At 56.7% G+C, this 25829-nt stretch carries 25 protein-coding genes and 3 tRNA genes; 11 read left to right on the top strand and 17 right to left on the bottom strand.

Annotation, left to right across the window (positions count from 1 at the left end; translation table 11 throughout):
• Window positions 1-395: 395 nt before the first annotated feature.
• The gene (locus AAH446_RS06965; RefSeq protein WP_342905991.1) at window positions 396-1547 is read left to right on the top strand and encodes a mandelate racemase/muconate lactonizing enzyme family protein; all 1152 of its coding nucleotides are present in this window, start codon (window positions 396-398) and stop codon (window positions 1545-1547) included.
• Window positions 1540-2820 carry an MFS transporter gene (locus AAH446_RS06960; protein WP_342905990.1) on the top strand — a complete coding sequence of 427 codons (1281 nt, stop codon included), beginning with the start codon at window positions 1540-1542 and terminating at the stop codon, window positions 2818-2820. The genes AAH446_RS06965 and AAH446_RS06960 overlap by 8 nt, the downstream gene beginning before the upstream one ends.
• Window positions 2821-2876: 56 nt before the next feature.
• Here AAH446_RS06960 and nadR read toward each other — a convergent pair whose 3' ends face one another.
• The 3 genes from nadR to serB all read right to left on the bottom strand — a co-directional run bounded on the left by nadR (window position 2877) and on the right by serB (window position 6594).
• Window positions 2877-4118, bottom strand: coding sequence for a multifunctional transcriptional regulator/nicotinamide-nucleotide adenylyltransferase/ribosylnicotinamide kinase NadR (gene nadR, locus AAH446_RS06955; RefSeq protein ID WP_342905989.1), 1242 nt, complete (start codon window positions 4116-4118; stop codon window positions 2877-2879).
• Between the two features lie 106 nt (window positions 4119-4224).
• On the bottom strand, window positions 4225-5607 hold the full coding sequence (gene radA / locus AAH446_RS06950; RefSeq protein ID WP_342905988.1) for a DNA repair protein RadA: 1383 nt from the start codon (window positions 5605-5607) through the stop codon (window positions 4225-4227).
• Between the two features lie 9 nt (window positions 5608-5616).
• Window positions 5617-6594, bottom strand: coding sequence for a phosphoserine phosphatase (gene serB, locus AAH446_RS06945; protein ID WP_342905987.1), 978 nt, complete (start codon window positions 6592-6594; stop codon window positions 5617-5619).
• Window positions 6595-6711: 117 nt separating this feature from the next.
• On the opposite strand from serB, the gene AAH446_RS06940 reads away from it, so the two are divergent.
• Window positions 6712-7383, top strand: coding sequence for a YtjB family periplasmic protein (locus AAH446_RS06940; protein WP_342905986.1), 672 nt, complete (start codon window positions 6712-6714; stop codon window positions 7381-7383).
• 135 nt (window positions 7384-7518) lie between these two features.
• Here AAH446_RS06940 and deoD read toward each other — a convergent pair whose 3' ends face one another.
• The 10 genes from deoD to AAH446_RS06890 all read right to left on the bottom strand — a co-directional run bounded on the left by deoD (window position 7519) and on the right by AAH446_RS06890 (window position 17826).
• Window positions 7519-8238: a purine-nucleoside phosphorylase gene (gene deoD, locus AAH446_RS06935; RefSeq protein ID WP_342905985.1), complete on the bottom strand. Its 720-nt coding sequence runs from the start codon at window positions 8236-8238 to the stop codon at window positions 7519-7521.
• Window positions 8239-8297: 59 nt separating this feature from the next.
• Window positions 8298-9521 carry a phosphopentomutase gene (gene deoB, locus AAH446_RS06930; RefSeq protein WP_342905984.1) on the bottom strand — a complete coding sequence of 408 codons (1224 nt, stop codon included), beginning with the start codon at window positions 9519-9521 and terminating at the stop codon, window positions 8298-8300.
• A 62-nt stretch (window positions 9522-9583) separates the two neighbouring features.
• Window positions 9584-10906, bottom strand: coding sequence for a thymidine phosphorylase (gene deoA / locus AAH446_RS06925; RefSeq protein ID WP_342905983.1), 1323 nt, complete (start codon window positions 10904-10906; stop codon window positions 9584-9586).
• Window positions 10907-11048: 142 nt separating this feature from the next.
• Window positions 11049-11828 (bottom strand): deoxyribose-phosphate aldolase, encoded by a 780-nt coding sequence (gene deoC, locus AAH446_RS06920; protein WP_342905982.1) that lies wholly within the window; start codon window positions 11826-11828, stop codon window positions 11049-11051.
• 313 nt (window positions 11829-12141) lie between these two features.
• Complete coding sequence (locus AAH446_RS06915) at window positions 12142-12918, bottom strand: TatD family hydrolase (protein WP_342905981.1); 777 nt, start codon at window positions 12916-12918, stop codon at window positions 12142-12144.
• Window positions 12915-13967 (bottom strand): patatin-like phospholipase family protein, encoded by a 1053-nt coding sequence (locus AAH446_RS06910; RefSeq protein ID WP_342905980.1) that lies wholly within the window; start codon window positions 13965-13967, stop codon window positions 12915-12917. The genes AAH446_RS06915 and AAH446_RS06910 overlap by 4 nt, the downstream gene beginning before the upstream one ends.
• 149 nt (window positions 13968-14116) lie before the next feature.
• Window positions 14117-14278 (bottom strand): DUF1328 domain-containing protein, encoded by a 162-nt coding sequence (locus tag AAH446_RS06905; RefSeq protein ID WP_071995405.1) that lies wholly within the window; start codon window positions 14276-14278, stop codon window positions 14117-14119.
• Between the two features lie 137 nt (window positions 14279-14415).
• On the bottom strand, window positions 14416-15030 hold the full coding sequence (gene osmY / locus AAH446_RS06900; RefSeq protein ID WP_342905979.1) for a molecular chaperone OsmY: 615 nt from the start codon (window positions 15028-15030) through the stop codon (window positions 14416-14418).
• Between the two features lie 301 nt (window positions 15031-15331).
• On the bottom strand, window positions 15332-16921 hold the full coding sequence (gene prfC, locus AAH446_RS06895) for a peptide chain release factor 3 (RefSeq protein WP_342905978.1): 1590 nt from the start codon (window positions 16919-16921) through the stop codon (window positions 15332-15334).
• 248 nt (window positions 16922-17169) lie between these two features.
• Window positions 17170-17826: a DNA-3-methyladenine glycosylase I gene (locus AAH446_RS06890; protein ID WP_342905977.1), complete on the bottom strand. Its 657-nt coding sequence runs from the start codon at window positions 17824-17826 to the stop codon at window positions 17170-17172.
• Window positions 17827-18021: 195 nt separating this feature from the next.
• Here AAH446_RS06890 and yghU point away from each other — a divergent pair, with 195 nt between their 5' ends.
• Window positions 18022-18888, top strand: a complete 867-nt coding sequence (gene yghU, locus AAH446_RS06885) for a glutathione-dependent disulfide-bond oxidoreductase (RefSeq protein ID WP_342905976.1) — start codon at window positions 18022-18024, stop codon at window positions 18886-18888.
• 89 nt (window positions 18889-18977) lie between these two features.
• Here the strand turns inward: yghU and yjjG are convergent, their stop codons facing one another.
• From yjjG to AAH446_RS06870, 3 genes are all read right to left on the bottom strand, one after another.
• Window positions 18978-19658, bottom strand: a complete 681-nt coding sequence (yjjG, locus tag AAH446_RS06880) for a pyrimidine 5'-nucleotidase (protein WP_342905975.1) — start codon at window positions 19656-19658, stop codon at window positions 18978-18980.
• A 112-nt stretch (window positions 19659-19770) separates the two neighbouring features.
• Window positions 19771-20211: a ribosomal protein S18-alanine N-acetyltransferase gene (rimI, locus tag AAH446_RS06875; RefSeq protein WP_342905974.1), complete on the bottom strand. Its 441-nt coding sequence runs from the start codon at window positions 20209-20211 to the stop codon at window positions 19771-19773.
• Window positions 20174-20593, bottom strand: coding sequence for a DNA polymerase III subunit psi (locus AAH446_RS06870; RefSeq protein WP_342905973.1), 420 nt, complete (start codon window positions 20591-20593; stop codon window positions 20174-20176). The genes rimI and AAH446_RS06870 overlap by 38 nt, the downstream gene beginning before the upstream one ends.
• A gap of 138 nt (window positions 20594-20731) precedes the next feature.
• Between AAH446_RS06870 and rsmC the strand changes: the two genes are divergently transcribed.
• The 4 genes from rsmC to AAH446_RS06850 all read left to right on the top strand — a co-directional run bounded on the left by rsmC (window position 20732) and on the right by AAH446_RS06850 (window position 22284).
• Window positions 20732-21766, top strand: coding sequence for a 16S rRNA (guanine(1207)-N(2))-methyltransferase RsmC (gene rsmC / locus AAH446_RS06865; RefSeq protein WP_342905972.1), 1035 nt, complete (start codon window positions 20732-20734; stop codon window positions 21764-21766).
• A 188-nt stretch (window positions 21767-21954) separates the two neighbouring features.
• Window positions 21955-22041, top strand: a tRNA-Leu gene (locus AAH446_RS06860).
• Window positions 22042-22074: 33 nt separating this feature from the next.
• Window positions 22075-22161, top strand: a tRNA-Leu gene (locus AAH446_RS06855).
• Between the two features lie 36 nt (window positions 22162-22197).
• Window positions 22198-22284, top strand: a tRNA-Leu gene (locus AAH446_RS06850).
• Window positions 22285-22362: 78 nt separating this feature from the next.
• On the opposite strand, the gene AAH446_RS06845 is transcribed toward AAH446_RS06850, so the two are convergent.
• The gene (locus AAH446_RS06845; RefSeq protein ID WP_342905971.1) at window positions 22363-22647 is read right to left on the bottom strand and encodes a DUF1435 domain-containing protein; all 285 of its coding nucleotides are present in this window, start codon (window positions 22645-22647) and stop codon (window positions 22363-22365) included.
• A gap of 260 nt (window positions 22648-22907) precedes the next feature.
• Between AAH446_RS06845 and AAH446_RS06840 the strand changes: the two genes are divergently transcribed.
• From AAH446_RS06840 to AAH446_RS06830, 3 genes are all read left to right on the top strand, one after another.
• On the top strand, window positions 22908-24005 hold the full coding sequence (locus AAH446_RS06840; protein ID WP_342905970.1) for a GGDEF domain-containing protein: 1098 nt from the start codon (window positions 22908-22910) through the stop codon (window positions 24003-24005).
• A 475-nt stretch (window positions 24006-24480) separates the two neighbouring features.
• Entirely contained in the window at window positions 24481-25275 is a 795-nt protein-coding gene (gene fhuF, locus AAH446_RS06835) for a siderophore-iron reductase FhuF (protein WP_342905969.1), read from the top strand.
• A 73-nt stretch (window positions 25276-25348) separates the two neighbouring features.
• Complete coding sequence (locus AAH446_RS06830) at window positions 25349-25822, top strand: YbaK/EbsC family protein (RefSeq protein WP_342905968.1); 474 nt, start codon at window positions 25349-25351, stop codon at window positions 25820-25822.
• Window positions 25823-25829 lie beyond the last annotated feature (7 nt).

Raw genomic sequence — 25829 nt, 5'->3', positions numbered from 1 at the left:
GAACTAACGCCATCCGCTGGCGTTTCCCACGCAGGCGCTGTTCTGCACTTGCCGGTCAGATACCCGGCATGTCTTCACCCTCTCCACTTAGCGCAGGAAGCGTTCATCATTGTTATCCTGCTCTACGTGCTCCTGCTGAATCCCCTTCTTTTCACCGGGCAGTCCGTTTCACCGACGACCCTGGGTTTATATCCGTTTTTTGTGAGCAATCTCGCAGCCGCTTAGCCAGATGCCATAATTTCTTTCCTCCTCCCCCGCCATCCTTGTGCGGCTGAACGATGCCGCACTCTGCCCCTCTTTTTATACTGAACAGGCAACATGCTTCTCCCCGGTCAGCCGGCGCTTAAAAATCCGATTACAAGCTGCTGACTCCCCTACACGATGAGGTTTATGGCATGAAAATCAGTCACATCGAGGTGATTCGCCTCGCTATTCCCTTTGCAAGCGATCGCACCACGCCAGAGGTGGAGGAAACGGCCTGGAACGCAGCGTCGCCCGCCCTGAAGCAGATGGAGACGCTGCTGGTGCGTCTGACCACCGATGAAGGTCAGCAGGGCTGGGGAGAAGGCTTCGGGCATTTATGTAATCCGGTGACGGCCCAGGCGCTGGAGTCGCTGGTTATTCCTCTTTTCCTGAATAAGCCCGTGCCGGAGAGCCGTGAAGCGCTGGCGGCGCTGGTGAGCGAGGCGGAAAAAGCGCTGCATGCCTTTGGCCGCAGCGGACCGGTGCGCTATGCGCTGTCGGCGATAGACATTGCGCTCTGGGATCTGCTGGGGCAGCGCCAGGGTCAGCCGTTGTGGCAGCTGCTGGGCGCAGAGCGCCATGAGATTGGCCTCTATGCCAGCCTGGTCAGCTATAACAACCAGCCGGAGGAAGTTGCCCGCCAGGTACAGCGCGCGTGGCAGGCGGGCTTCCGCACCCTGAAACTGCATGAAACCGACTACGCGGCCATCGCCGCCGCCAGGGCCGCGCTGCCGCAGGAGGCGACGCTGATGGTGGATGTGAACTGCCCGTGGACGACAGATGAAGCCAGCAGCCGCGCCCGCCAGCTGGCAGAGTTGAAGCTGGGCTGGCTGGAAGAGCCTGTCTGGCCGCCGGATGATATTGCCGGCCTGGCGGAGGTTCGTCGCGCAGGCACGCCGATTGCCGCCGGCGAGAACATCTGCGGCGACTGGGGCTTTGAGCCCTTTTATCACGCTCAGGCGGTGGATGTGCTGCAGCCCAGCGTGGCGAAAGTGGGCGGCATCACGGCCTCGCTCCGCGTTATGGCACAGGCCCGCTCGCACGGCATTAAGGTCGTTCCCCACTGTTTTTACTATGGTGCCGGTTTGCTGGCGACGGCGCACCTTGTGGCCACGCTACCTGAAGAGATCTCGCTGGAAGTCCCCTATATCCGTTTCTCGCCGCTGCTTTATCCGCAGCTTGATTTCGCGCCGAGAATGACCTTGCCCACCACGCCTGGCCTGGGCTTTCAGCCCGACGCGGCGGTACTGAAAGCGCATACCCTCAGCCATATCACCCTGAGCGCGGAGGCGAACCATGTTTAAAAACTACCGCAGCGTAGTGGCGCTGCTGCTCTTTTTTGCCGGGATCCTGAACTACCTGGATCGCGCCGCGCTGTCGGTGATGGCGCCGCTGGTAAAACAGGATCTCCATATTAATGATGCTCAGATGGGCATTCTGTTCAGCTGCTTTTTTATCGGCTATTGCCTGTTCTGCTTTCTGGGCGGCTGGGCCGCAGACCGCTATGGCCCGCGTAAGGTGTTCGGCTTCGCGGCGGCCATCTGGTCGCTGTTTTGCGGCGCCACGGCGCTGGCCGGCAGCTTTGCGCATCTGCTGATTGTGCGCGTGCTGTTTGGTATTGGCGAAGGCCCGATGGGAACGACCACCAATAAGTCGATCTCCAACTGGTTCCCCCGCAAAGAAGTGGGCCGTGCGGTTGGCTTTACCAATGCCGGACAGCCGCTGGGTGCGGCCATCGCCGCGCCCGTGGTCGGGCTTGTGGGGTTGCAGTTTGGCTGGCGCATCGCTTTTGTGGTGATTGCCGCGCTGGGCTTCGTCTGGCTGGCTTTCTGGCTGTGGCTGTTCCGCGACCGGCCTGAGCAGCATCCGCGCGTCAGCGAGGATGAGCGGGCATTGATCGCCGCACAGCGCCCCGCCACGCGCGTAACGAAAACGGGCGACGCTAAGCAAGTCCCCCTCTGGCACTACGTCCTTTCGCTGCCGGTGCTGGGCGTCGCCGCCGCCTTTTTCTGCTTCAACTATATCCAGTTCTTCTTTCTGTCATGGCTGCCCAGCTATCTGACCGACTTTCAGCATCTGGATATTAAAAGCATGAGCCTGATCGGCATTCTGCCCTGGCTTGGCGCGACGGTCGGCTTTATCGGCGGTGGGATCGTTTCCGATGCGCTGTTCCGGCGGACCGGCAATTTCCTGCTGTCGCGCAAGCTGGTGATCTTCACCGGGCTCGCGGTCGCCGCGATCTGCGTGATGCTGACCGCCTGGGCCAGTAACGTTACGCTTGCCGTGACGCTGATTACGCTGGCCAGCGTCTTTGCCTATATGACGCCGCAGGCCTGCTGGTCGCTCCTGCAGGATATCGTACCTGCGGAACGCATCGGCACCGCCGGGGGATTTGTGCATCTGCTGGCAAATCTGGCGGGGATCCTGTCACCGGGCATCACCGGCTTTTTAATCCAGTATGGCGGGGGTTACTCATCAGCCTTTCTGCTCGCCAGCGTGCTGGCGCTGGCCGGCATGGTCATGCTGGCGCTGTTTGTGCGTGAGCAGAGCGTCAATACGCTGCGCTCGCTGGCGTAATAAGACCACAGGGAGCGGGCATGTTTTATGCCTGCTCCTTGTTCTTTATGGAACGATCAGACGCCAGCCTTACGATCGCCCAGCATCTCCTTCACCAGCTCCACGCAGCGCAGAAAGCGTTCGTCATAGCTATCCTGCTCCACGTGCTTATAGGCGATATTGTTCTCTTCAAGCATCGCGATCAGCAGCTTCTGAAACTCTTTGCGATCCACCGAGCTGCCAAGGCTGCGTAGTCCGTCGGCGACCCAGGGCACGTTGTTTTCCACCAGGATCACCAGATCGAAACGATATTCGTCGATCAGCGCCTGCACGAAGGGGTGTTCGCGCCCTTCGTACTTTTTGCAGAAGGCCTGGGTAGTGACGAAATCCGTATCGATAAAGGCGACTTTATTGGCATATTTTACCGCAAAATCAATATACTGCGCCTGACCCAGCGCGATTTTATCGTAGTCGGAATACTGGAGCGCCATCTCGTCGCCGCCAAGATGGGAGAAGACGTAGTCGCGGCCAAACTCCCACGCGCTGGTGGTGTTAAAAATATTGGCCAGTTTATTCACCAGCGTCGATTTTCCGCTCGATTCACCGCCGAGGATCGCCACCGTACGGACGAAAAACGGTTTGACCTCGGTGGGGATATATTCCCAGTAGTGAAACGGATCCTGACGGATCTGCGCGCCGCTGATGTCCATAAACGATCGTTTAGGATCGATCAGGACCGCTTCGATCCCCAGATGCTGCTGATACTGCGGCGCGTCAGGCTCTTCGCTGGTGTAAACCCGGTTTGGCACAATGCCGTGGTTTTCCATAAAGGCGTTAATGCCCCGGCTCCAGACATCCCAGCCGTGCGGATAGGGCTCCATGCCTTCTTCATTAAAGGCGTGGATGCGGATATTTTTCTGGTATTTAAACGTCTGTAACAGCCAGCGCAGGCGATCGCTGACGGTAGGCTGCTGCGACATGGCGCTGTCTTCAAACAGCTGGCGGTCGCGGGGTTCGTCATACCCCATAATGATATGCAGCTCATCAACCTGGCTACAGGCGCGCTGGATAAGGTAAATGTGCCCCGTATGCAGCGGATAAAACTTGCCGAAGACCACGCCCACCGTTTTTTCCCGGCGCGGAAACTCCAGCCCGAGGAAGCGGTGCAGCGCTTCAAGCTTCTGCGCGCTGGGGCTTTTGATTTTGGCATTCAGCAGCTGGCTAAGATAGCCTTTAGTCATACCGCTTGCGTCGGCGACCTGCTGGAGCGTACAGCCCTGGTGACGGATTGCGGTTTTCAGATATTCGAATGACGACATCAGATGCCTCCTGCATAACGGGCGGACTCAATTCCACCCCGGTGAATATAGTTCACGCTCCACCAGCGGGCCGATGCGCTGGCCCGCCGCAGAATGAAGGACGGCCTCAGAGGTCTTCCAGGATCGCCAGCGCATCGGCCAGTTTTTTCACCCCGTACACCTTCATGTTTTCCGGCACCTTTTTAGGCACGTTAGCCGCCGGGACGATAGCGCGGCGGAAACCGTGCTTCGCCGCTTCGGAGATACGCTCCTGCCCGCTGGGCACAGGCCGGATCTCGCCCGCCAGTCCCACTTCACCAAATACCACCAGATCCTGCGGCAGTGGACGATCGCGCAGGCTGGAGACCATCGACAGCATCAGGGCCAGATCGGCGCTGGTTTCCGTCACTTTTACGCCGCCCACGACGTTAACGAAAACGTCCTGATCCGCCATCTGTAAACCGCCGTGCCGGTGCAGGACGGCTAACAGGATCGCCAGCCGGTTCTGCTCAAGGCCGACCGCGACGCGCCGGGGATTGCCCATCATGGAGTGATCCACCAGCGCCTGAATCTCGACCAGCAGAGGGCGCGTCCCTTCCCACAGCACCATTACCGAGCTGCCGGAGGTGACTTCATCACCGCGGCTGAGGAAGATAGCGGAAGGGTTACTCACTTCCCGCAGTCCCTGCTCGGTCATGGCGAAAACGCCAAGCTCGTTAACGGCGCCGAACCGGTTTTTATGGCTGCGCAGCGTGCGGAAGCGGGAATCCGCGTCGCCGTCCAGCAGCACGGAGCAGTCAATACAGTGCTCCAGCACTTTCGGCCCGGCCAGCGAGCCATCTTTGGTGACGTGCCCCACCATCACAATAGCGACGCCGCGCGTTTTCGCGAAGCGGGTCAGATAGGCGGCGGTTTCCCGCACCTGGGCCACGCTGCCCGGCGAGGACTGAATATCCGCCATATGCATGACCTGAATCGAGTCGATCACCATCAGCTTCGGCGCTTCCTGCTCGGCAATCTGACAGATCTGCTCGATGCTGGTTTCCGACAACATATTGAGGTTTTCGGTCGGCAGACCGAGGCGGTGCGCACGCATCGCCACCTGCTGAAGCGACTCTTCGCCGGTGACGTACAGCGTTTTCATCCCTTCGGAGAGGCGACACAGCGTTTGCAGCAGAAGCGTACTCTTACCGGCGCCGGGACTGCCGCCAATCAGGATAGCGCTGCCGGGCACCACGCCGCCGCCCAGCACGCGGTCAAACTCTTTAAAGCCGGTGGAGAAGCGCGGCAGCGCCTCCAGGCTGATATCGGACAGCTTCTGTACGCGGCTGGTGCCCGCGCTGCCCGCATAGCCGGAGAGGCGTTCGTTGCGCGCCACGGCAGGAGACGCCGCCAGACGCACTTCGGTAATGGTGTTCCAGGCGTGGCAGGCGCTGCATTGCCCCTGCCAGCGTGGATAATCTGCGCCGCATTCGTTACATACAAAGGCGCGTTTTATCGCTTTGGCCAAATCTGTTCCTTAACGTTCATCGGAAATCAGGCTGCCGCTGAGAATGCAGAACACGCCCATTAGATCCGCATGACGGATAGTCACGTTGGTTTTTTCATTCACGGTCGGCTTGGCGTGGTAAGCAACGCCCAGCGCCGCCGCCTTCAGCATCAGCAGATCGTTGGCACCGTCACCAATGGCGACGGTCTGCTCCGGCGCAATCTCAAAACGCGCGGCAAGCTTGTGCAGCGTCTCCGCCTTATATTTAGCATCAACGATATCGCCCAGCAGCTCACCGGTCAGCTTGCCGTCCCGCACCTCCAGCTCATTCGCCACGCTGGCGGAGAGATGAAGCTTTTCGCGCAGATGTCCGGCAAACCAGGTAAAGCCGCCGGAGGCGATGGCCACATGCCATCCCAGCGCCTGAAGCTTCTGCACCAGCGACGTGAGGCCAGGCATCAGCGGCAGTTCGTCACGGACTTTCGCCAGGATCGCCGCATCGGCGCCTTTCAGCGTCGCCACGCGCTGACGCAGGCTGGCGGTGAAGTCGAGTTCACCGCGCATCGCCCGTTCGGTCACTTCGGCAACCAGGTCGCCACAGCCCGCCAGTTTTGCGATTTCATCAATGCACTCTATCTCAATTGCGGTAGAGTCCATATCCATCACCAGCAGTCCGGGCGTTTTCAGATGGGGGATTTTGCCCAGCGGTGCCACGTCCAGTCCGGCATCATGGGCCAGCCTGGTCGCACGCGCGGTCAGCGAGCCCGCCAGGCGTATCACCTGATACTCATCAACGCACCAGGCGCTGACGATCACCATCGCCGCGCCAAGCTGATGCTGGAAGTCGGTGAGGCGGGCTTTATCGAGCTGGCGTCCGTACAGCAGCCAGCCGGTGCGTCCGGCACGGTAGTCCAGCGGCATCACTTCATCGCCGCTGAGGGAAAGAGGTAAACCCGGCCAGAGAGAGACTTCGGAAGGCAGGTCGCACCAGGTCAGACTATTTGGCATTACAGCTCCTGTAAGGACATATTAACCACGCAAGAGGCTACCCTGTCCGCCCCGCTTCTGGCAACATAAAGCTCAGCGACAAACGTCGGTTTTCTTCCTGAGGCATGAAGGGCAAAGATGGCAAAGGCCAAACTAAAATTCAGACTGCACCGTACGGCAATCGTCCTGATCTGCCTGACCCTGCTGGTTGTGCTGATGCAGGGCGCCTCCTGGTTCAGTCTTGGCCATCAGATGGCCCGCTCCGAGCAGGTGGATGAGCTTGCCCGTACGCTGACCCGGCAGGTGGCCTGGAGCCTGGCGCCGCTGATGGAGAACAGCGACGATAACCAGCCGAAAATTGACGAGATGCTCAGCCTGCTGACGAAAGAGAGCCGCATTCTCGACGCCTCGCTCTATGACGAAAACGGGATGCTGATGGCGCACAGCGGAGAAACCATCTCCGTGCGTGACCGGCTGGCGCTGGACGGGCAACGCGCCGGAAGCTATTTCAATCACCAGATCGTCCAGTCGCTGGACAGCCCCGATGGCCCACGGGGCTTTCTGCGCGTCACGCTGGATACGCACGTGCTGGTCACCGAATCGCGACAGGTCGATAACACCACCAATATCCTGCGCCTGATGATGCTGCTGTCGCTGGCTATCGGCATCATCCTGACCCGGACCCTACTCAGAGACCGCCGTACCCGCTGGCAGCAGTCGCCGTTTCTGCTGACCGCCAATAATCCCGTCAGGGAAGACGATGAAGAAGCGCTCCCCGGGGAGGCAGCGCCGGTGGACAAGCAGCCCTGATTCGCGCGCGCTGCTGTTACAGGCATGCTCGCGCAGAGAAACGTCTGAGCAATACCATAAAAAAAGGCCGGATTCTCCGGCCCTTTTTCACAGGTAATGCTGATGTGTGCCCCGACTTCAGGCCAGCATCTGCCGTTACTCTTTATCGCCCAGCAGAACGGATTCCAGCGCGATCTCAACCATTTCGCTGAAGGTCGTCTGACGTTCAGCCGCCGTCGTCTGCTCGTGGGTGCGGATATGGTCGGAAACGGTGCAGATAGCCAGCGCTTTTGCGCCAAACTCTGCCGCCACGCCGTAGATACCGGCAGCCTCCATTTCCACGCCCAGAATGCCGTACTTCTCCATCACGTCGAACATCTCCGGGTCCGGCGAGTAGAACAGGTCGGCGGAGAAGATATTACCGACGCGGGCATTAACGCCCAGCGCTTTAGCAGCGTCAGCGGCGTTACGCACCATGTCGAAGTCCGCAATCGCCGCGAAGTCGTGATCCTTAAAGCGTATACGGTTCACTTTGGAATCCGTTGAGGCGCCCATCCCGATCACCACGTCACGCAGTTTGACATCGGCACGCACCGCGCCACAGGAACCGACGCGAATGATCTTTTTCACGCCGAAATCGGTGATCAGCTCTTTGGCGTAGATGGAGCAGGATGGGATACCCATGCCGTGCCCCATTACCGAAATTTTACGGCCTTTATAGGTACCGGTGTAGCCCAGCATACCGCGTACGTTGTTTACTTCGACCGCATCCTGCAAAAAGGTTTCCGCAATGTGCTTGGCGCGCAGCGGATCGCCCGGCATCAGCACAACGTCTGCGAAATCACCCATTTCAGCGTTAATATGAGGCGTAGCCATGTTTTTTCCTTGTTAAATATTGCCGGCGCGCGCTGCGCCGGCCGGTTACGTTTCGCTGATTACAGCATGCTTTTGCCGTATTCCATATTGGAAAGGCCAAAATAGTTCGCCACGGTCTGGCCGATATCGGCGAAGGTGTCGCGGTAGCCGCGCGAGCCTGGTTCGATTCCCGGCCCATAGATCAGCACCGGGATGTGCTCACGGGTGTGCTCGGTGCCTTCCCAGGTCGGATCGCAGCCGTGGTCAGCGGTGAGGATCAGGATATCGCCCTCCTTCACCAGCGCCATCAGCTCAGGCAGACGGCGATCGAACAGCTCAAGCCCGCCAGCGTAGCCTGCCACGTCACGGCGGTGTCCCCAGGTGGAGTCGAAGTCCACGAAGTTTGTGAAGACAATGCTGTTATCCGGCGCGACTTTCATCTCTTCGATGGTGGCATCAAAGAGCGCATCCAGCCCCGTCGCCTTCACTTTTTTGGTGATGCCGACGTGCGCGTAGATATCCGCAATTTTCCCCACGGAGATAACTTCGCCGTTCTGCTCATCCACCAGCTTCTTCAGGATGGTCGGTGACGGCGGCTCTACGGCCAGATCGTGACGATTGCCGGTACGCTCAAAGTGACCCGCTTTGTCGCCAATAAAGGGACGGGCGATGACGCGGCCGATGTTATAACCGCCTTCCGTCAGCGCCTCACGGGCAATCTCGCACAGCTTATAGAGGCGATCCAGGCCGAAAGTCTCTTCATGGCAGGCAATCTGGAACACGGAGTCCGCCGAGGTATAGAAAATCGGTTTGCCCGTTTTCATATGCTCTTCGCCAAGCTGATCGAGGATCACCGTCCCTGAGGAGTGGCAGTTACCCAGATAGCCCGGTAAATCCGCCTTTTCAACCAGCAGATCGAGCAGCTCCTGCGGGAAACTGTTCTCTTTATCGGAGAAGTAACCCCAGTCAAACAGCACCGGCACGCCTGCAATTTCCCAGTGGCCCGACGGCGTATCTTTCCCGGAAGAAAGCTCGCTGGCATAGGCGTAAGCGCCAATAATATCGGCGTCTTTATCCAGACCCAGCGGGAATTTCCCGGTGGACTCTTCCGCTGCCTTACCCAGGCCTAACGCGGTCAGATTAGGTAAATGCAGCGGCCCTTTCCGGCCCTTGTCGGCCTGACCGTTGTAGCACGCCTCGGCGATATGGCCGAGGGTGTCCGAGCCTTCATCGCCAAACTTATGGGCGTCTTTGCTGGATCCGATCCCGAAGGAATCCAGCACCATGATAAATGCACGTTTCATCCTGGTCTCCTGCGTTTATAACGCGCTGAGCGTAAATTTTATCGATCAGAACAGTATGACGGTTATCCGCTTATTCTGCGATAGATTACGGGTGTTTCTGCGAACTCTTTCTCACTGAGCGTGACCGCAGCTTTGACGGCGGCAGCAGCTTCCTGCCAGCCCGCCTCGGTCGCCGCATGGATCACAGCCAGCGGCCGCTCGCCATCCACGCGATCGCCCAGCTGCGCCATCTCGCTGAAGCCCACGCTATAGTCGATAGCATCACTGGCGCGGCGGCGTCCGCCGCCCATGGTGACCACAGCCATCCCCAGCGCGCGGGTATCCATCGCGCTGACAATGCCCGGCGCATCGGCATAAACGGCCTTGCTGAGCATCGGGGCGGGAAGATAGCGATCCATGTTTTCGATAAAGTCTGCCGGGCCTTTCTGAGCAGCCACCATGCGGGAAAATATCTCGGCGGCGCGGCCATTATCGAGCACCGTCTGGAGCTTACCGGTCGCCTCTTCCACAGAGGAGGCCAGTCCACCGGAAACCAGCATCTCGGCGCTCAGCGCCAGCGTCACTTCCAGCAGGCGTGGATTGCGGTATTCACCGGTCAGGAACTGCACCGCTTCACGCACTTCCAGCGCGTTACCGGCACTGGAGGCGAGTACCTGATTCATGTCCGTCAGCAGCGCGGTCGTTTTACAGCCCGCGCCGTTTGCCACGCCGACAATGGCCTGCGCCAGCTGCTCTGAAAGTTCGAAAGTTGGCATAAATGCGCCAGAGCCGACTTTCACGTCCATCACCAGCGCATCCAGCCCTTCGGCCAGTTTTTTCGCCAGGATAGAGGCGGTGATCAGCGGAATAGAGTCCACCGTCGCGGTAATATCGCGCGTGGCATAGAAGCGCTTGTCGGCGGGCGCGAGCGAATTGGTCTGGCCAATAATCGCCACGCCCACCTCTTTAATCATCCGGCGGAAGGCGTTGTCATCCGGGAAAATATCAAACCCCGGAATGGCTTCCAGCTTATCCAGAGTGCCGCCGGTATGGCCCAGGCCGCGTCCCGAAATCATCGGCACAAACCCACCGCATGCAGCCACCATCGGGCCCAGCATCAGCGACGTGACGTCGCCCACGCCGCCGGTGGAGTGTTTATCCACGATCGGGCCGTTGAGGTTCAGCGCCTGCCAGTTGAGCACCGACCCGGAGTCCCGCATCGCCATCGTCAGCGCCACCCGCTCGGGTAGCGTCATATCATGAAAATAGATAGTCATCGCCAGCGCGGCGATCTGCCCTTCCGACACGCTGTTGTCACGGACGCCATTAATAAAGAAGCGAATCTCTTCTTCGCTCAGCGCCTGACCGTCTCTTTTTTTGCGGATAATTTCTTGTGGCAGGTACATTTTGCCCCCTGGTAATGAAAAACCCTGGCGAACCGGGCCTCTGCGGAAAGCTGCCCCGGCCAGAGAAACACGGCGCGCAGGGCTGTCAGGCAAACAGGTAAGCCACCAGCGCCGTTAAGCCTGGCGGCATTTACCCGGCGACTCAGTAGGCTGAATCGCTTTTTGCGCCGGTAAAGCCCGCCGCGTTCAGCAGGCTGGCTAACAGGCTGGAGGCGCCAAAGCGGAAGTGACGGGAGTTGGCCCAGTCGCTGCCCATAATGTCATCAGCCAGTTTCAGATAAAGCGCCGCATCTTCAGCTGTGCGGACGCCGCCTGCGGGCTTGAAGCCTACCGACTGCTTCATGCCTTTGTCCGCGATGGTTTTCAGCATGATTTCCGCCGCTTCAGGCGTTGCGTTAACCGGCACTTTGCCGGTAGACGTTTTAATAAAGTCCGCTCCCGCCTCGATCGCGATTTCAGACGCTTTACGGATCAGCGCCGGATCTTTCAGCTCGCCGGTTTCGATGATCACTTTCAGCAGAACATCGGCCTCTTCACAGGCGGCTTTACAGGCGCTGACCAGTTTGTAACCGATATCCTCATTACCCGCCATCAGGGCGCGGTAAGGGAAGACCACATCCACTTCGTCTGCGCCATAGGCGATGGCCGCGTGCGTTTCTGCCAGTGCGATCCTGAGATCGTCATTGCCGTGGGGAAAGTTTGTCACGGTCGCGATACGGATATCCGGCGTGCCCTGCTCTTTAAGCGTTTTACGGGCAATAGGGATAAAGCGTGGATAGATGCAAATCGCAGCGGTGTTCCCCGCTTCGGTTTTTGCCTGACGACACAGGGCGATCACTTTTTCATCCGTGTCATCGTCGTTCAGCGTGGTCAGATCCATCAGTTTTAACGCCCGTATGGCGGCTTGAGTTACGTCAGTCATTCTTCTCTCCAGTCGGAAATTGGCGTCCGTGATGTTACGATAATAACAGAGCGGGCCGCACCTGTTCCGTGATTGAATTCACACAGGTTAAAAGTATCGTTGCAAACATTGTATAATACAGGTGATTAAGATCACACATATTTACCCGACACCGCGTGGCTCAGCAGGAAAACCGACGACATTGTTAGCATCTATCCGGCCCGGCACAGGGGAATGTTAAAATAATAACATTCACATCTGATTTACCCGACAACGTTGATTTCGCCGGGTGTCCCGAGCCTGTCGTCAGCACCTTATCTGTAAGTTTAGACATTCAGACATGAAACAGCGTGCGGGTATTCTCACGAATGGCGTCAGCGATCTCCTGCGGTGACTCTTTACGAACAGCACACAGGCTTTGCCAGATGTTGAGGATCCGCTCCGGGCGGTTGGGCTGGCCCTGAAACCCCTGTACGGGCATATCCGGCGAATCGGTTTCCAGCAGAAGTGAGGAGAGCGGCAGACGGGAAAGGGTGTTGCGGGTTTTCGCCGCGCGGTCGTAGGTCATGGTGCCGCCCACGCCAATAAAATAGCCGGCGCGAATAAAGGCCAGCGCCTGCTGTTCGCTGCCGGCAAAACCATGAACCACCCCGCGCCTTGGCAGATCGAAGCGCCGCAGATGCATCGCCAGCTTATCGTGCGTGCGGCGGGAATGCAGGATTACCGGCAGATCGTAATCCCGGGCAAGGCGTAACTGGGCCGTCAGCATCGCCTCCTGCTTATCAAACTGCGGGTCGTCCTGAAAGAGATCAAGACCAATCTCTCCGATGGCGACCAGCTTGCCGGGACGCTGGCGGAGCCAGGCTTCCAGCTGTGTAAGATGCTCTTCCTGGAAATCAGCCACCGCCAGAGGATGGATCCCGAGCGCCGCATAGACCGGCCCATAGCGCTCAGCCAGTGCCATCACTCCGGCGAAGCGATCCGCCGAGACGCCAACGGCGATGAGGCTTCTGACGCCCGCTTCCTCCGTCAGCCGCAGGCTTTCCGCTTCACTGCCACAGAAAGGCGCAAAGTCAAAATGACAGTGGGTATCAACAAATTCAGGTGTCATGCCTGCGATCCTTTTATGTAATCCGCATCGTTACCGGCCTCAGACGCGGCGGCGATGCCCTGACGGTCCGGCTCGTTGGCTACCGGCGCCGCAGGGACCACCGGCGGCTGATTGACCAGCGTACCCTGATCCTGCAGCCATTGCCCCACCGTTGCCAGAAAATGGCGTCCGCAGCGGCGACCCAGATGATAATCCTTATTCAGCGCAGCAATCCGGCTTCCGAGCGCCCTGCTTGCCAGCGGCTGCGGTGGAAAGATCTCCACGATCGTCACGTTGCCGGGCGGATTCTGAATAAACTGCTGGGTCTGATGATAGCTTGCCTCATGCAGCTGCATAATATTGACCAGCGGCTGAAGGGCGCCCTCGCTGAGCCAGCGCTCCACTCGCTTCAGCCACTGTGGCGTATAGGTCAGCTGCGAAGGGACGGTACGGATCACCACGATGGTTTCCGCGCCGCGCCGGACCGCCTCGCGCACCGGAATGGCGTCGCTGATCCCCCCATCCAGATAGCTTACACCATCCAGATCGACGCCGGGGCGATAGAGGCCCGGTATGGCGCTGGAGGCTTTAATCAGGTTCAGCCAGTTAGCCGCCGTAGGGGCGAAATAGCCGGGCGAATAGTCGTCACTCCGGCAGGCGCACATATAAAACTCCCGCCCGGAGGAGAACATCTTCTCCCCCGCCGCCATAGCCAGCGGAAACTCCTGCGTGGTGATATCAATAAGCCAGTCCAGATCGATAAGGTGTCCCCCACGCACAAAGCGTAACGGATTGAAAAACAGTTTACTGGTGGTGTAGCGGGTAATAACGCGCCGGGCGTAGCCGGGCTGCCCACAGATAAAAGCGGACAGATTCTGCGCTCCGGCAGAGGTCCCCAGCATCAGATCAAACGGATTGAAGTTTGCGCGCTGAAACTCATCAAGGACGCCAGCGGTGAAGATGCCCCGCTGCCCGCCACCCTCACATACCAGCGCCAGTTTGCCGGGACGGAAGGGGGTTAACGCCAGCGGTGCTGTCGTGCCGGGAATGATGGGGATATGCTTTCCCAATTCGGTATCCTCAGGAGTGATGTCTGATTCAGGATACGGTTAATGTAAGAACGGCGTGTGGCGGAATTTGCTTTCCAGCGTTGAAGAGCAGCACAAACAAGAAGACCAGCCGCAGCTGGTCTTCTCAAAAACACGTTTCGTCAGCGTGTCTATAACTTCTTGCGGCCGGTGAACAGGCTGATCAGGAAGATAATGATACCGACGACGAAGACAATTTTAGCGGCCCATGCGGCTGTACCCGCCAGACCACCAAAACCTAATGCGGCTGCGATGAGCGCAATGACCAGGAAAATAATACCCCAACGAAACATAAGCCTCTCCTTACCTTATAGTTAAAATCGAACTGCTTCTGTTATTCAATTCAGCCGTAAACCGGCATGAGTCATTTATAGTCTTTCAGAAGATTATTAAGGCGGCACCGCTCCGCGTCGGGAGCGGTGCCACTTCATCACGATTTCACACTGAGATCGTTTTTCACGCTTTTCACGCCGTCGATGGCTTTGGCAATGCCTTCAGCACGTTCAGACTGCGCCTGATTTTTCACCGTACCGGAAAGCTGAACCACACCGTTGGTGGTTTCCACTTTAACGTTACGTGACGGAACGATATCGTCCGCTAACAGTTTAGCTTTGATTTCGCTGGTGGTTGCCGCATCACCGGCATAACCGCTTACGCTGGACTCTGTGCTGTCTTTTACGTGTAGTTTGTCACTGACGGATTTCACACCTTCGACTTTCTTCGCCGCCGCGACGGCCATTTCAGCCTGATCCTGCGACGGGACGAAACCGCTCAGCGTCACTACGCCTTCATGGGTTTCAACCGAGATATCCGTGCTTTTAATGGCGTCGCTGTCAACCAGGGCGGCTTTCACCTTGGCGGTCACGCCGCTGTCATCCATGTAGTCACCGACTTTTTCCATAGAGCTATCGATTTTAGAACTCATGCTATCGTTAGTGGACTGCACTTTCGGCGTGGTGGTGTCTTCAGCCATTGCCGCACCACTTACCAGAGCAGAACCCATCATTACAGCCATCAGAGTTTTAGCAATCTTAGTCTTGTTCATCGATCGTTTCCTTCTAGGTTCATACACCCACAATTGTGAGCTTTCAGCCACAAACGGCGTGACTGTAGGAGTAAGACGTCGCAGCAACCGCGCCGCATGTTTTGCGTCCTGTTGAAATAAATATAGACGCTAATTGGGATTTCACCGCTGCTTGTGGTTGATATGATGGATATTTGGTCAACGGCGCGGTTTTTTAAGATGAGTCTGTAAGCAGGAAACGGGACGGCAGGGGCAGAAACAGGCATAAAAAAAGCGATGCACGGGGCATCGCTTCGCAGAGATATGGAATCGCGTCAGGAACTTAGTGTTCCCGCGTTTTGCGGAACACCACGTCCGGATAGCGCTCTTGGGTGATATTCAGGTTTACCATGGTCGGCGCGATGTAAGTCAGGTTATCCCCACCGTCGAGGGCAAGATTGACTTCGTTCTTACGCTGGAACTCGTCAAACTTCTTCGCATCCGCGCATTCAACCCAGCGGGCGGTCGAAACGTTAATCGCTTCGTAAATCGCCTCCACGTTATATTCGCTTTTCAGACGGGCTACCACCACGTCGAACTGCAGCACGCCGACGGCGCCTACAATCAAATCGTTATTATGCACCGGACGGAATACCTGTACCGCGCCCTCTTCCGAAAGCTGAACCAGCCCTTTCAGCAGCTGCTTCTGCTTCAGCGGATCGCGCAGACGAATACGGCGGAACAGCTCCGGCGCGAAGTTCGGAATGCCGGTGAACTTCATATTCTCGCCCTGCGTAAAGGTATCGCCGATCTGGATGGTGCCGTGGTTATGCAGGCCGATGATATCGCCCGGATAAGCCTCTTCAACGTGCGAACGGTCGCCGGCCATAAAGGTCAGCGCATCGGCGATCACCACATCTTTGCCCAGGCGTACCTGACGCAGCTTCATGCCTTTTTCGTAGCGGCCGGACACCACGCGCAAAAAGGCGACGCGGTCACGGTGCTTCGGATCCATATTCGCCTGAATCTTAAAGACGAAGCCGGTAAATTTCTCATCGGCGGCGGTCACGGTGCGCAGATCGGTTTCGCGTGGCATAGGGGAAGGTGCCCACTCCACCAGCCCGTCAAGCATATGATCCACGCCGAAGTTACCGAGCGCAGTACCGAAGAAGACCGGAGTCAGCTGTCCGGCCAGGAAAGCTTCCCGCTCAAATTCATGCGAGGCGCCCTGCACCAGCTCCAGCTCTTCACGCAGCTGCGCAGCGAGTTCTTCGCCAATAGCGCTATCCAGTTCCGGGTTATCCAGCCCTTTTACCACGCGAACTTCCTGGATGGTGTGGCCTTTACCGGACTGATAAAGATAGGTTTCGTCTTTATAGAGGTGATAAACGCCCTTAAACAACTTGCCGCAGCCGATAGGCCAGGTAATAGGCGCGCAGGCAATCTTCAGCTCGCTTTCCACCTCATCCAGCACTTCCATCGGATCGCGGATATCGCGGTCCAGCTTGTTCATAAAGGTCAGGATCGGCGTGTCGCGCAGACGGGTTACTTCCATCAGCTTGCGGGTACGATCCTCAACGCCTTTTGCCGCATCGATGACCATCAGGCAGCAGTCCACGGCGGTCAGCGTACGGTAAGTATCTTCCGAGAAGTCTTCGTGTCCGGGGGTATCCAGCAGGTTAATCAGCGATTCCCGATAGGGAAACTGCATGACGGAGGTCGTGATGGAGATCCCACGCTGCTTTTCCATTTCCATCCAGTCCGATTTGGCGTGCTGGCTGGAGCCGCGGCCTTTGACCGTGCCGGCTGTCTGAATCGCCTGCCCGAACAGCAGCACTTTTTCAGTAATGGTGGTTTTACCCGCATCCGGGTGAGAAATAATGGCAAAAGTGCGGCGGCGGGCCACCTCTTGCATAAAGGGTGCATTAGACATGAAGAAACTCTGTTTGGTGCTGTGCTGCTGCTGCGCGGTCAGCGCGGGGCAAGTTCACAGGGGATTAATCATCAATGGCCGGCATTTTCGCCGATCCAGAGGTTATAAACAATGCAGAACGGGGGGGAATGCGCAGAAATGCAGTGCGGCCCGGAAGCGCTACCTCTGCATGCTGATTTTTTGCCCATTTTGCGGCGTCATTCCACTTCTGCCTACATTGGCCCGGCCCCCTGAGGATATTCCTGATGTTATCGCGCTTTTAGCGGCGGGCGGATCAAATTATTACGCGCCTCTTCACATTCCTCGCGACACTGGCATCCTTCGATATGGTCGTTGATCAACCCTAACGCCTGCATCAGCGCGTAGGCCGTGACGGGCCCGACCCACGTCCAGCCCCGCTTCTTCAGCGCCTTCGAGAGACGAGTAGCCTCTGGCGATGTTTTGGCGTTCTGCCAGTATTCAAGATCGATGGTGGGCCTCTCCTCCGGCAATGGCTCAAACTGCCAGAACCAGGCGCCGAGCGATCCGGCCTCGTTGACCAGCTCAATGGCCCGTTTCGCATTGTTGATAGTTGAGAGGATCTTTGCACGATTGCGCACAATCGTGTTATCGGCCATCAGCCTTTCAACGTCGGCTTCGGTAAACTGTGCGACGGCGTGGAAGTCAAAGTCGTGGAATGCCTGGCGAAAGTGATGCCGCTTATTATAAATAAGCTGCCATGACATGCCGGAGTGAAACCCTTCGAGACAAACTTTTTCAAACAGACGACGATCGTCCGTAACCGGTCTGCCCCATTCACCGTCATGGTAGTCGGGCATCAAAGGCTGCCAGGCGCAGCATACCCGGCCATCGTCGGTCAGGGTCAGGCCTGCCGCGTTCAAATCGATCAGGTAATGCTCATCCATTTAACGTCCTCATCAGCTTCGCCAGTAAAGTGCTCTTTCAGGATAAACGCCGCCCACGCGACAATGCTATACCTGAAACGCGGTGTAACAACCGCGTTTGGTTTTTTCTTTGCAACGAGGCTATGTTTTAGACCATCAGCGGCGCGTCGTCACCAGGCTACGCGCCTTCCACCATGAAAAAGGGTACTTTCAGTTATGAGCGATAACGACTATCAGCCAGCGAAAGTCTGGACGGAAAAAAAAGACGCTGGCGGCACCTGGGGGAGCATCAACCGCCCCACGGCCGGCCCGCGCAGCGACGTCGCCCTGCCGACCGGCAAGCATCCTCTGCAGCTCTATTCAATGGGCACGCCTAACGGCCAGAAAGTGACCATTATGCTGGAGGAGCTGCTGGCGCTGAACGTCAACGACGCAGAATATGATGCGCATCTTATCCGCATTGGCGAGGGCGATCAGTTCAAGTCCGGCTTCGTTGATATCAACCCAAACTCAAAAATCCCCGCCCTGCTGGACGTCACCACCACGCCAGCGACACGCGTATTCGAGTCTGGCGCGATTCTGCTCTATCTGGCAGAGAAGTTTGGTCATTTCCTGCCTAAAGATGCGGCAGGCCGTACCGAAGCTTTAAACTGGCTGTTCTGGCTCCAGGGTTCAGCGCCCTATCTGGGCGGGGGCTTCGGACATTTCTATGCCTATGCACCGGTCAAGATTGAGTACGCCATTGACCGCTTTACGATGGAAGCCAAGCGGCAGCTCGACGTGCTGGATCGTCAGCTTGCCGGGCATCGTTACATTGCCGGTGAAGATTACACCATCGCGGATATCGCCATCTGGCCATGGTATGGCGCGCTGGTCAGGGGAATGGTGTATGACGCGGCTGAGTTCCTCGATGCGGGCGCCTATAAAAACGTTCAGCGCTGGGCTGATGAAATTGCTCAGCGTCCGGCGGTAAAACGTGGCCGCATCGTTAACCGTACGTTTGGCGATCCCTCAGAGCAACTGCATGAGCGCCATGACGCCTCCGACTTCGAGCTGAAGACGGAAGATAAAAAAGCGAAGTAAGCTTCAGCATCTCGCCCGCCAGGGCGGGATCATCGCTGACCGGCATGCATTCTGGTCAGCGTCTTTCGCCTCATAGTGAAGCAACCACGTTATTTCACCAGGATCTCTTCCAGTTCTTTCAGCGTCTTGACCTGCCAGGTTGGGGTAATGCCTTCCGGCAGCGCACGACCATCCGCGTTCAGCCAGCAGGTTGCCAGCCCCGCCCGCATTCCGCCCAGAATATCGGAGTCCGGATTGTCGCCCACCATCATGACTCTATCCCGCGCAGGGTTGCCCATTTGTTCCAGCGCATAGTCAAAAATGGCCGGATGCGGCTTGGCATGTCCTACCTGCTCGGAGATCACCAGCAGATCAAAATAGTCGAGAAAGCCGGTGCGCTGAAGGCGGGCCTGCTGAAGCGCCGTGAAGCCGTTGGTAATAATCCCCATCTTCACGTTGCCCTTCAGGCTGTTGAGCAAATTGACCGCGCCGGTCAGCGGCACGCAAATTTCAGCCATCGCGGCGAGAAAGCCGCTGTTTAAATCGTGCGGCGTCACCTTCAGCCGATCTGCCCATCCCTGAAAGCGCTGATGCTGTAACTGCAGCGCGCTGATGGCGCCATTCTGGTAATCCACCCACAGCGGTTTATTGATGGCCTGATAGTCGTTGTAATCGACAGGCGTGAACTCCACGTCATACTGTTGAAAAAGCCGCTGTAAACCGGCATAAGCGTCGAAATGGAACAGCGTGTCGTCGGCGTCGAATAAGATCCAGTCCCACTCTTTTAACATCTTGCGATCCTTTTTGGGTTTTAGGGTGAATACCCGATGCAGGCGGCTGGCAGATAAACTGCGCTTCATAATTGCCCTGAGACAATGCAAAAAGCGGTAGTTTCCTGCGCGCTCAGATTGTCAGTGCCATGATGATGGCATCTTCTTTGCCTTCGGCGCTGGGATAATAGTTGCGGCGTACCGACACTTCATTGAAATCCAGCGATTCATAAAGGGCAATCGCTGGCCGGTTAGAGGCGCGAACCTCCAGCCAGAGCGTCTGGATTTCCCGTCGCTCCAGTTCGGCAATGAGGTGATTCAGCAGAGAGCGACCCAGCCCCCGGCGCTGGAAGGCCGGATCCACAGCAAGGTTGAACAGCGTCGCTTCGTCAAGAACCACCTGCGTGATAGCAAAAGCCGCCATTTTGTCGTCGGCATCAAGCCGGAAGTTCAGGTAGCGTTCACCCTGGTTGCTGACCAGCGTTTTTTCACTCCAGGGATAAGCATGGGCGCGCTGCTCGATGGCCAGCGCCTGCTCAAGATCCTGCGGTGTCAGTAAAGAAATCTGATTCATAGTGAGAAATCTGCTGCCATAGCGCACGTTTCGCGCCGGCATTGTCGTAGAGCTCCGCCAGGGCAGGCGAAGCGATCTGGGAACCTGCCAGCGTCACTGGCGAGGCCAGCCCCATGCACCAGCTTATGCAGCGGGTATCATCAGGCAGCATCGCGAGCTGGTCAGGCGTAAGCACAACCACTTCCTCTTCCTGCATCAGCATGGCGCGGAGGACGTCGCCGATCAGCGGATCGGTCAGTAAAGGGGGAGCGTCGGCAATAATCAGTAGCCGGGTTTTCTCTGGCAGCGATACCGCCACCTCGCCGTGCAGGGCGCGCGGACGCCGCAGTCTGTACTGCGTTATGCCCATTTGCTGTAATAACCAGTCACGTCTGGAAGACATTCTTTATCCCGTCTGGTCGCCCGATTGCGCCGCTATGCTAGCAAACCCATCGAATCTGCGCCAACAAACCTCTCACCGCTTCTTACTTGCCCGGTTAATTTCGGTATAATCCCCGCTCTGATTTGTAAGGAGCCACCGATGTCTGCATTTTCCCCGGCCAGTGAAGTGATACTGCGCCACAGTGATGAATTTACTCAACGCCGCGTGCTGTTTGCTGGCGACTTGCAGGATGACCTGCCCGCCCAGTTGGAGACCGCCCTGAGCCGGGTGCATACCCAACAGTATCATCACTGGCAGATCCTCAGCCGTGCGCTGGGGGAGAATGCCCACTTCGGTCTGATTGCCACGGCAGATCGGCTGGCGGACTGCGATACGCTGATCTATTTCTGGCCGAAAAACAAACCCGAAGCGCAGTTCCAGTTAGAGAATCTGCTGTCGCTACTGCCTGTCGGCAGCGATCTGTTTGTGGTCGGTGAAAACCGCAGCGGCGTGCGCAGCGCGGAGCAGATGGTAGAGAAGTGGGCGACGCTGACCAAAATCGACAGCGCCCGTCGCTGTGGCCTCTATCATGGCCGGCTTGACGCGCAGCCGACCTTTGACGCCGACGCCTGGTGGGATGAGTATCCGCTGGGCGATCTGACGGTGAAAACGCTGCCCGGCGTCTTCAGCCGTGACGGCCTGGATGCCGGCAGCAATCTGCTTCTCTCCACCCTGAAGCCGCATATGAAAGGTAAAGTGCTGGACGTGGGCTGCGGCGCGGGCGTGCTTTCCGCCATGCTGGCCAGCTTCTCCCCGAAAGTCCGCCTGTTTATGACGGACGTCAGCGCTGCGGCGATAGAAGCCAGCAAGGCGACGCTTGCCGCCAACCAGCTTGAAGGCGAAGTATTTGCCAGTAACGTCTATTCCGACGTGACCGGACGTTACGATATGATCCTCTCAAACCCGCCTTTCCATGACGGGATGCAAACCAGTCTGGACGCGGCACAGACGCTGATTCGCGGCGCGGCCAAACACCTGAATATGGGTGGCGAGCTGCGTATTGTGGCGAATGCCTTTTTGCCCTATCCGCAGGTGCTTGATGAAACCTTCGGCAGTCATGAGGTTCTGCTCCAGAACGGTCGCTTCAAGGTTTACCGCGCCGTTCTCGCCCGCGCCAGTAAAGCTAAGCGCTAGCGTGCAGTTTGCCCGGATGCCGCGCTGCTGCGTCCGTCGGGCAAGCAACTGATTCCGCTACAAAGCGGCGTGAGCGTTGCTTTTTGCAGCGATCGCCGCAGGGGCGTCAAATAACTGTTGACGTCCCCCGGAAAATCTCTAGAATGCGCCTCCGTGGTTGCAATACATTTATCATGTATTGATGGTATGCGAAGGTGGCGGAATTGGTAGACGCGCTAGCTTCAGGTGTTAGTGTCTTAACGGACGTGAGGGTTCAAGTCCCTCTCTTCGCACCAAAAACCATGTTATTCATATTACGCAGCATCTGCGCGAAGGTGGCGGAATTGGTAGACGCGCTAGCTTCAGGTGTTAGTGTCTTAACGGACGTGAGGGTTCAAGTCCCTCTCTTCGCACCAAATGCGGTGATGTGAATAAAAAAGTTCAACAAAGATGCGAAGGTGGCGGAATTGGTAGACGCGCTAGCTTCAGGTGTTAGTGTCTTAACGGACGTGAGGGTTCAAGTCCCTCTCTTCGCACCACGTTGAACAAACTTCCTGCGTTCCCTCTCCCGTATCCATCCTCATTATTTTTCCCGAAAAGCTTTTGCTTCATCCTTTTTAAAGCGCACTGAAATTCAGTGAAATTGCCGCTATACCGCCCGTCAGCGCCAGACAGGATGGTAACAGCAGATAGTGACGCAGACGCTTATGGTAGAGCATAACGACGGTCGCCAGCAGCGCAATAACCATAACCAGACGCCATTCGCTGAACGAGAGATCCATCAGGGTGATCGGCGGCATAATCGTGCAGGGAAGGACTATTCCCCAGCCGCTATCCAGTTTTTTTCCGAACATCAGGCTTATCCCCCAGAGGCCACAGGCGGCCACTATCGCTATCAGCATCGCAATCCCACACCTTCTTAAATGATAATGATTCCCACTATCATATAAGAATATTTTTCATCTTTCAGCAACTTTTAGCGCCATTATCCTAAACTCTGCTGGCGCTAATGACAGCTCTGTTGTTAAGTGATAAATTGAATTCGATCCACCCAAAATGAAAATTCTAATAATAACAGGTTCACACTATTCCACGCGTGAAATAGGCTGGCACCTTCGGTTACCGCCCGGCGCTATTTCTGAGCAGTTACGAGTAGAACATAATGAAATTACAAACTTATGATGAATTGCTTCACAGCAAGCATCGCCTTTCGCTGATGCTTTTTCTTTTTTTAAACACAGCCACATCGTTATTTTGCTTATACAGTATCGGAAAAAACCGCGCATTTGAGTTAATGTCGCCTGTGATGACAATCGCTTTAACCAGTGTATTAATCTTAATCTGGGTAACCCTGAAGCCTACAGGCAAATTCCCGATATTAAATCTTGTGGCATTGCTCACAGGTCTGCTCTGGGCATGGCAAATTGTCCTTAATTATAAATTCGCCTTCGCTTTTGACAGCAGTTTTTTAGTGGTCAGCCTGGTAGGCATTTTTTTTATCAGCATGATTGCGCTGGGAGATCACCTGCTCGCCTTCTGTCTGCACGCCGCCCCGTCGTCGCTGGCGGCCCTGGTGCTGGATAACGGCCATAACACCCTGCTGATCCTGTGCACTATTGTCCTGCCGCTGGGGGGATTCACCCTGCATCATTTGATGCAGCGGCGGCGCGATATCTTTACCCGACGCCTGATGCGCCAGCTCTACGAGGAGAAGGAAACCTACAGCGACCTGAGCATGCTCGACCCGCTCACCGGGCTCTATAACCGCCGCGGGCTTAAAAACAGGCTGGAAAACATTCTGGATAACCACGCCGGCAGCCACTTTGTCCTGCTGCTCGATATCGATCATTTCAAGGCGTATAACGACAACTATGGGCACGCCATGGGCGATCAGGCGCTGGCGCGCGTCTCTATTGCTATCCGTGATGCGGTGCGCTCGCGTGATATCGTCACGCGTTACGGCGGAGAAGAGTTCCTGGTGTTGCTGACCAACGTCAACGAATCGATAGCCCGTAAGCTGTCGGAACGCATCCGTCAGTACGTGCTGGAGCTGGAAATCCCCCATCTTTTCAACGAACGCGTTGCCACCCACGTCACCATCAGCGCGGGGTTTGCTCCCCTTTACGATCGGGATTTTGATGGCGCTCTGGCTAATGCAGACCGGGCGCTCTATCTGGCGAAAAGCCGTGGGAGAAATACCATCCTTTCCAGCGATGAAATTGCTAAAAGTTCGCTCAGCCAGCCTGCCGATGCAATGTAATTGATGTTACCGGCCCGGCATGCGGGCCGATACATTCCAGTCACTTACAATTAGATTAAATTCAGATAATCCTGATGCGCAAAAATAGTCTCCTCTCCTTTCCTGTCCGTTAATTATCGTCACCTTTGCAAAGGTCGCAGTGACTAAAAACGCATTCTGGCGATAATAATATTCAATTGCGGCTGCAGCGTTTGTTATTTATTCTGAATAAATGGAATTTATTATTTCTCTGCATGCACTATTTCTTTCCCTTATCTCCGGACAGTGAAAAATTTTCTGCATCAATTCTGCCACGTGATTAAAAAGCAACGCTCTCTTATCCGCTGGCCCCGTTTTTTATAGCCACACCCTCAACAGGGGGACTGCGCTGCGGCGTAATGCGGCGAAAATTGCTGCTTGTCTGTCCGTTTTCTCTCAGATACAATCAAGAACGATTATCATTTGTTTTTGTACTTCGGTTTAAACTGGATACTACATGACCACGATTGTTCGTCAGGCATCTGAGTATGGTTCTTATCCGCTGATCTTCCTGCAAAGCAATCGCTCGCTTGGCGATTCGCTGCGTGCACTGTTCAGTGAGCACCGTTCTTACTTCCTGGAAACGATCCGCCTGGGTGAAGAAGCGCCCGCAGAGTGCATGACGCTTAAGCGCTGGTCACAGCCCGAAAACTTTGCCCAGTTGAACAGACGCTACGGCGATTTTATCTACCGCGAACAGCGTGAGATGGAACGCGAAAACAAACCTCTGCAGTCGCTCTGGGCACAGTGGTATTTCGGCCTTTTTCTGCCCCCGATGATGATGAGCCTGCTGCTGGAATCCCGGGCGCTGGACTGTTCACCTGAACGCTGTCACGTTGAATTTCATGAAACCGGTCGCCCGGCCGCCTTCTGGATTGACGTGCGTGAAGATGAAGAGGCCCGCTACCTCAGCCCCCGTCGCCGCATGGATCGTCTGATCCAGCAGCATCTTATCCCGGCCATTCAGGGCATCGTTCAACATGGCGATATCAACGGTAAGCTGATCTGGAGCAACACCGGCTTCTCCGTCTACTGGTTTTTGGGGGAGATCGCTCCGCTAATCGGTGAAGATTTACGCGCGGAGCTGGAACACGCTTTTTTCTTTTCGAAAACGCTCTCTGACGGCACCGATAATCCTTTCTACCGCACCATGCTGCCACGCGAAGGGGAGATGCAACGCCGTACCTGTTGCCAGCGCTACCGCCTGCCTGACGTTCAACGCTGCGGTAACTGCACCTTAAAACCGGTCTGAACCCTCTCCTTTTCCGTTTACAGTCAGCGCACTCTGTGGCAGGTTTATCCGCTTCGTTTTGTTGGAGATAAGCATGAGCCTGGAGACTGTACGGCAGTTCTTCGCCGAACGCGCCCCTGATGTAGGAATTATTGAGCTTGCTGAAAGCACCGCTACCGTGGCGCTGGCGGCCAGAGCACATCACGTAAAACCGGGGCAAATCGCCAAAACGCTGTCGCTTAAAGTGCGCGACAGCGTGGTGCTGATTGTAACGCGGGGCGACGCCCGCCTGGATAACCTCAAGCTGAAAAAGACGCTGGGCGCAAAAGCCCGCATGCTCAGCACGGACGAGGTGGTGAGCTGGACAGGCCATCCCGTTGGCGGCGTTTGCCCGTTCGGATTAGAGACGCCGCTACAGGTTTTTTGTGACATTTCGCTTCGTGCCTTTGATGAAGTCCTGCCGGCGGCCGGTTCGATCAACAGTGCCGTACGCCTCTCGCCGGAAAGGATTGCCACGCTGACCGATGCAACATGGGTCGACGTCTGTCAGATCCCCGGAGAAGCCTGACACCTGC

It is taken from the genome of Erwinia psychrophila, from assembly GCF_039023475.1.
Lineage (GTDB): Bacteria > Pseudomonadota > Gammaproteobacteria > Enterobacterales > Enterobacteriaceae > Erwinia.
This window is presented reverse-complemented; position numbering and strand designations above follow the sequence as displayed.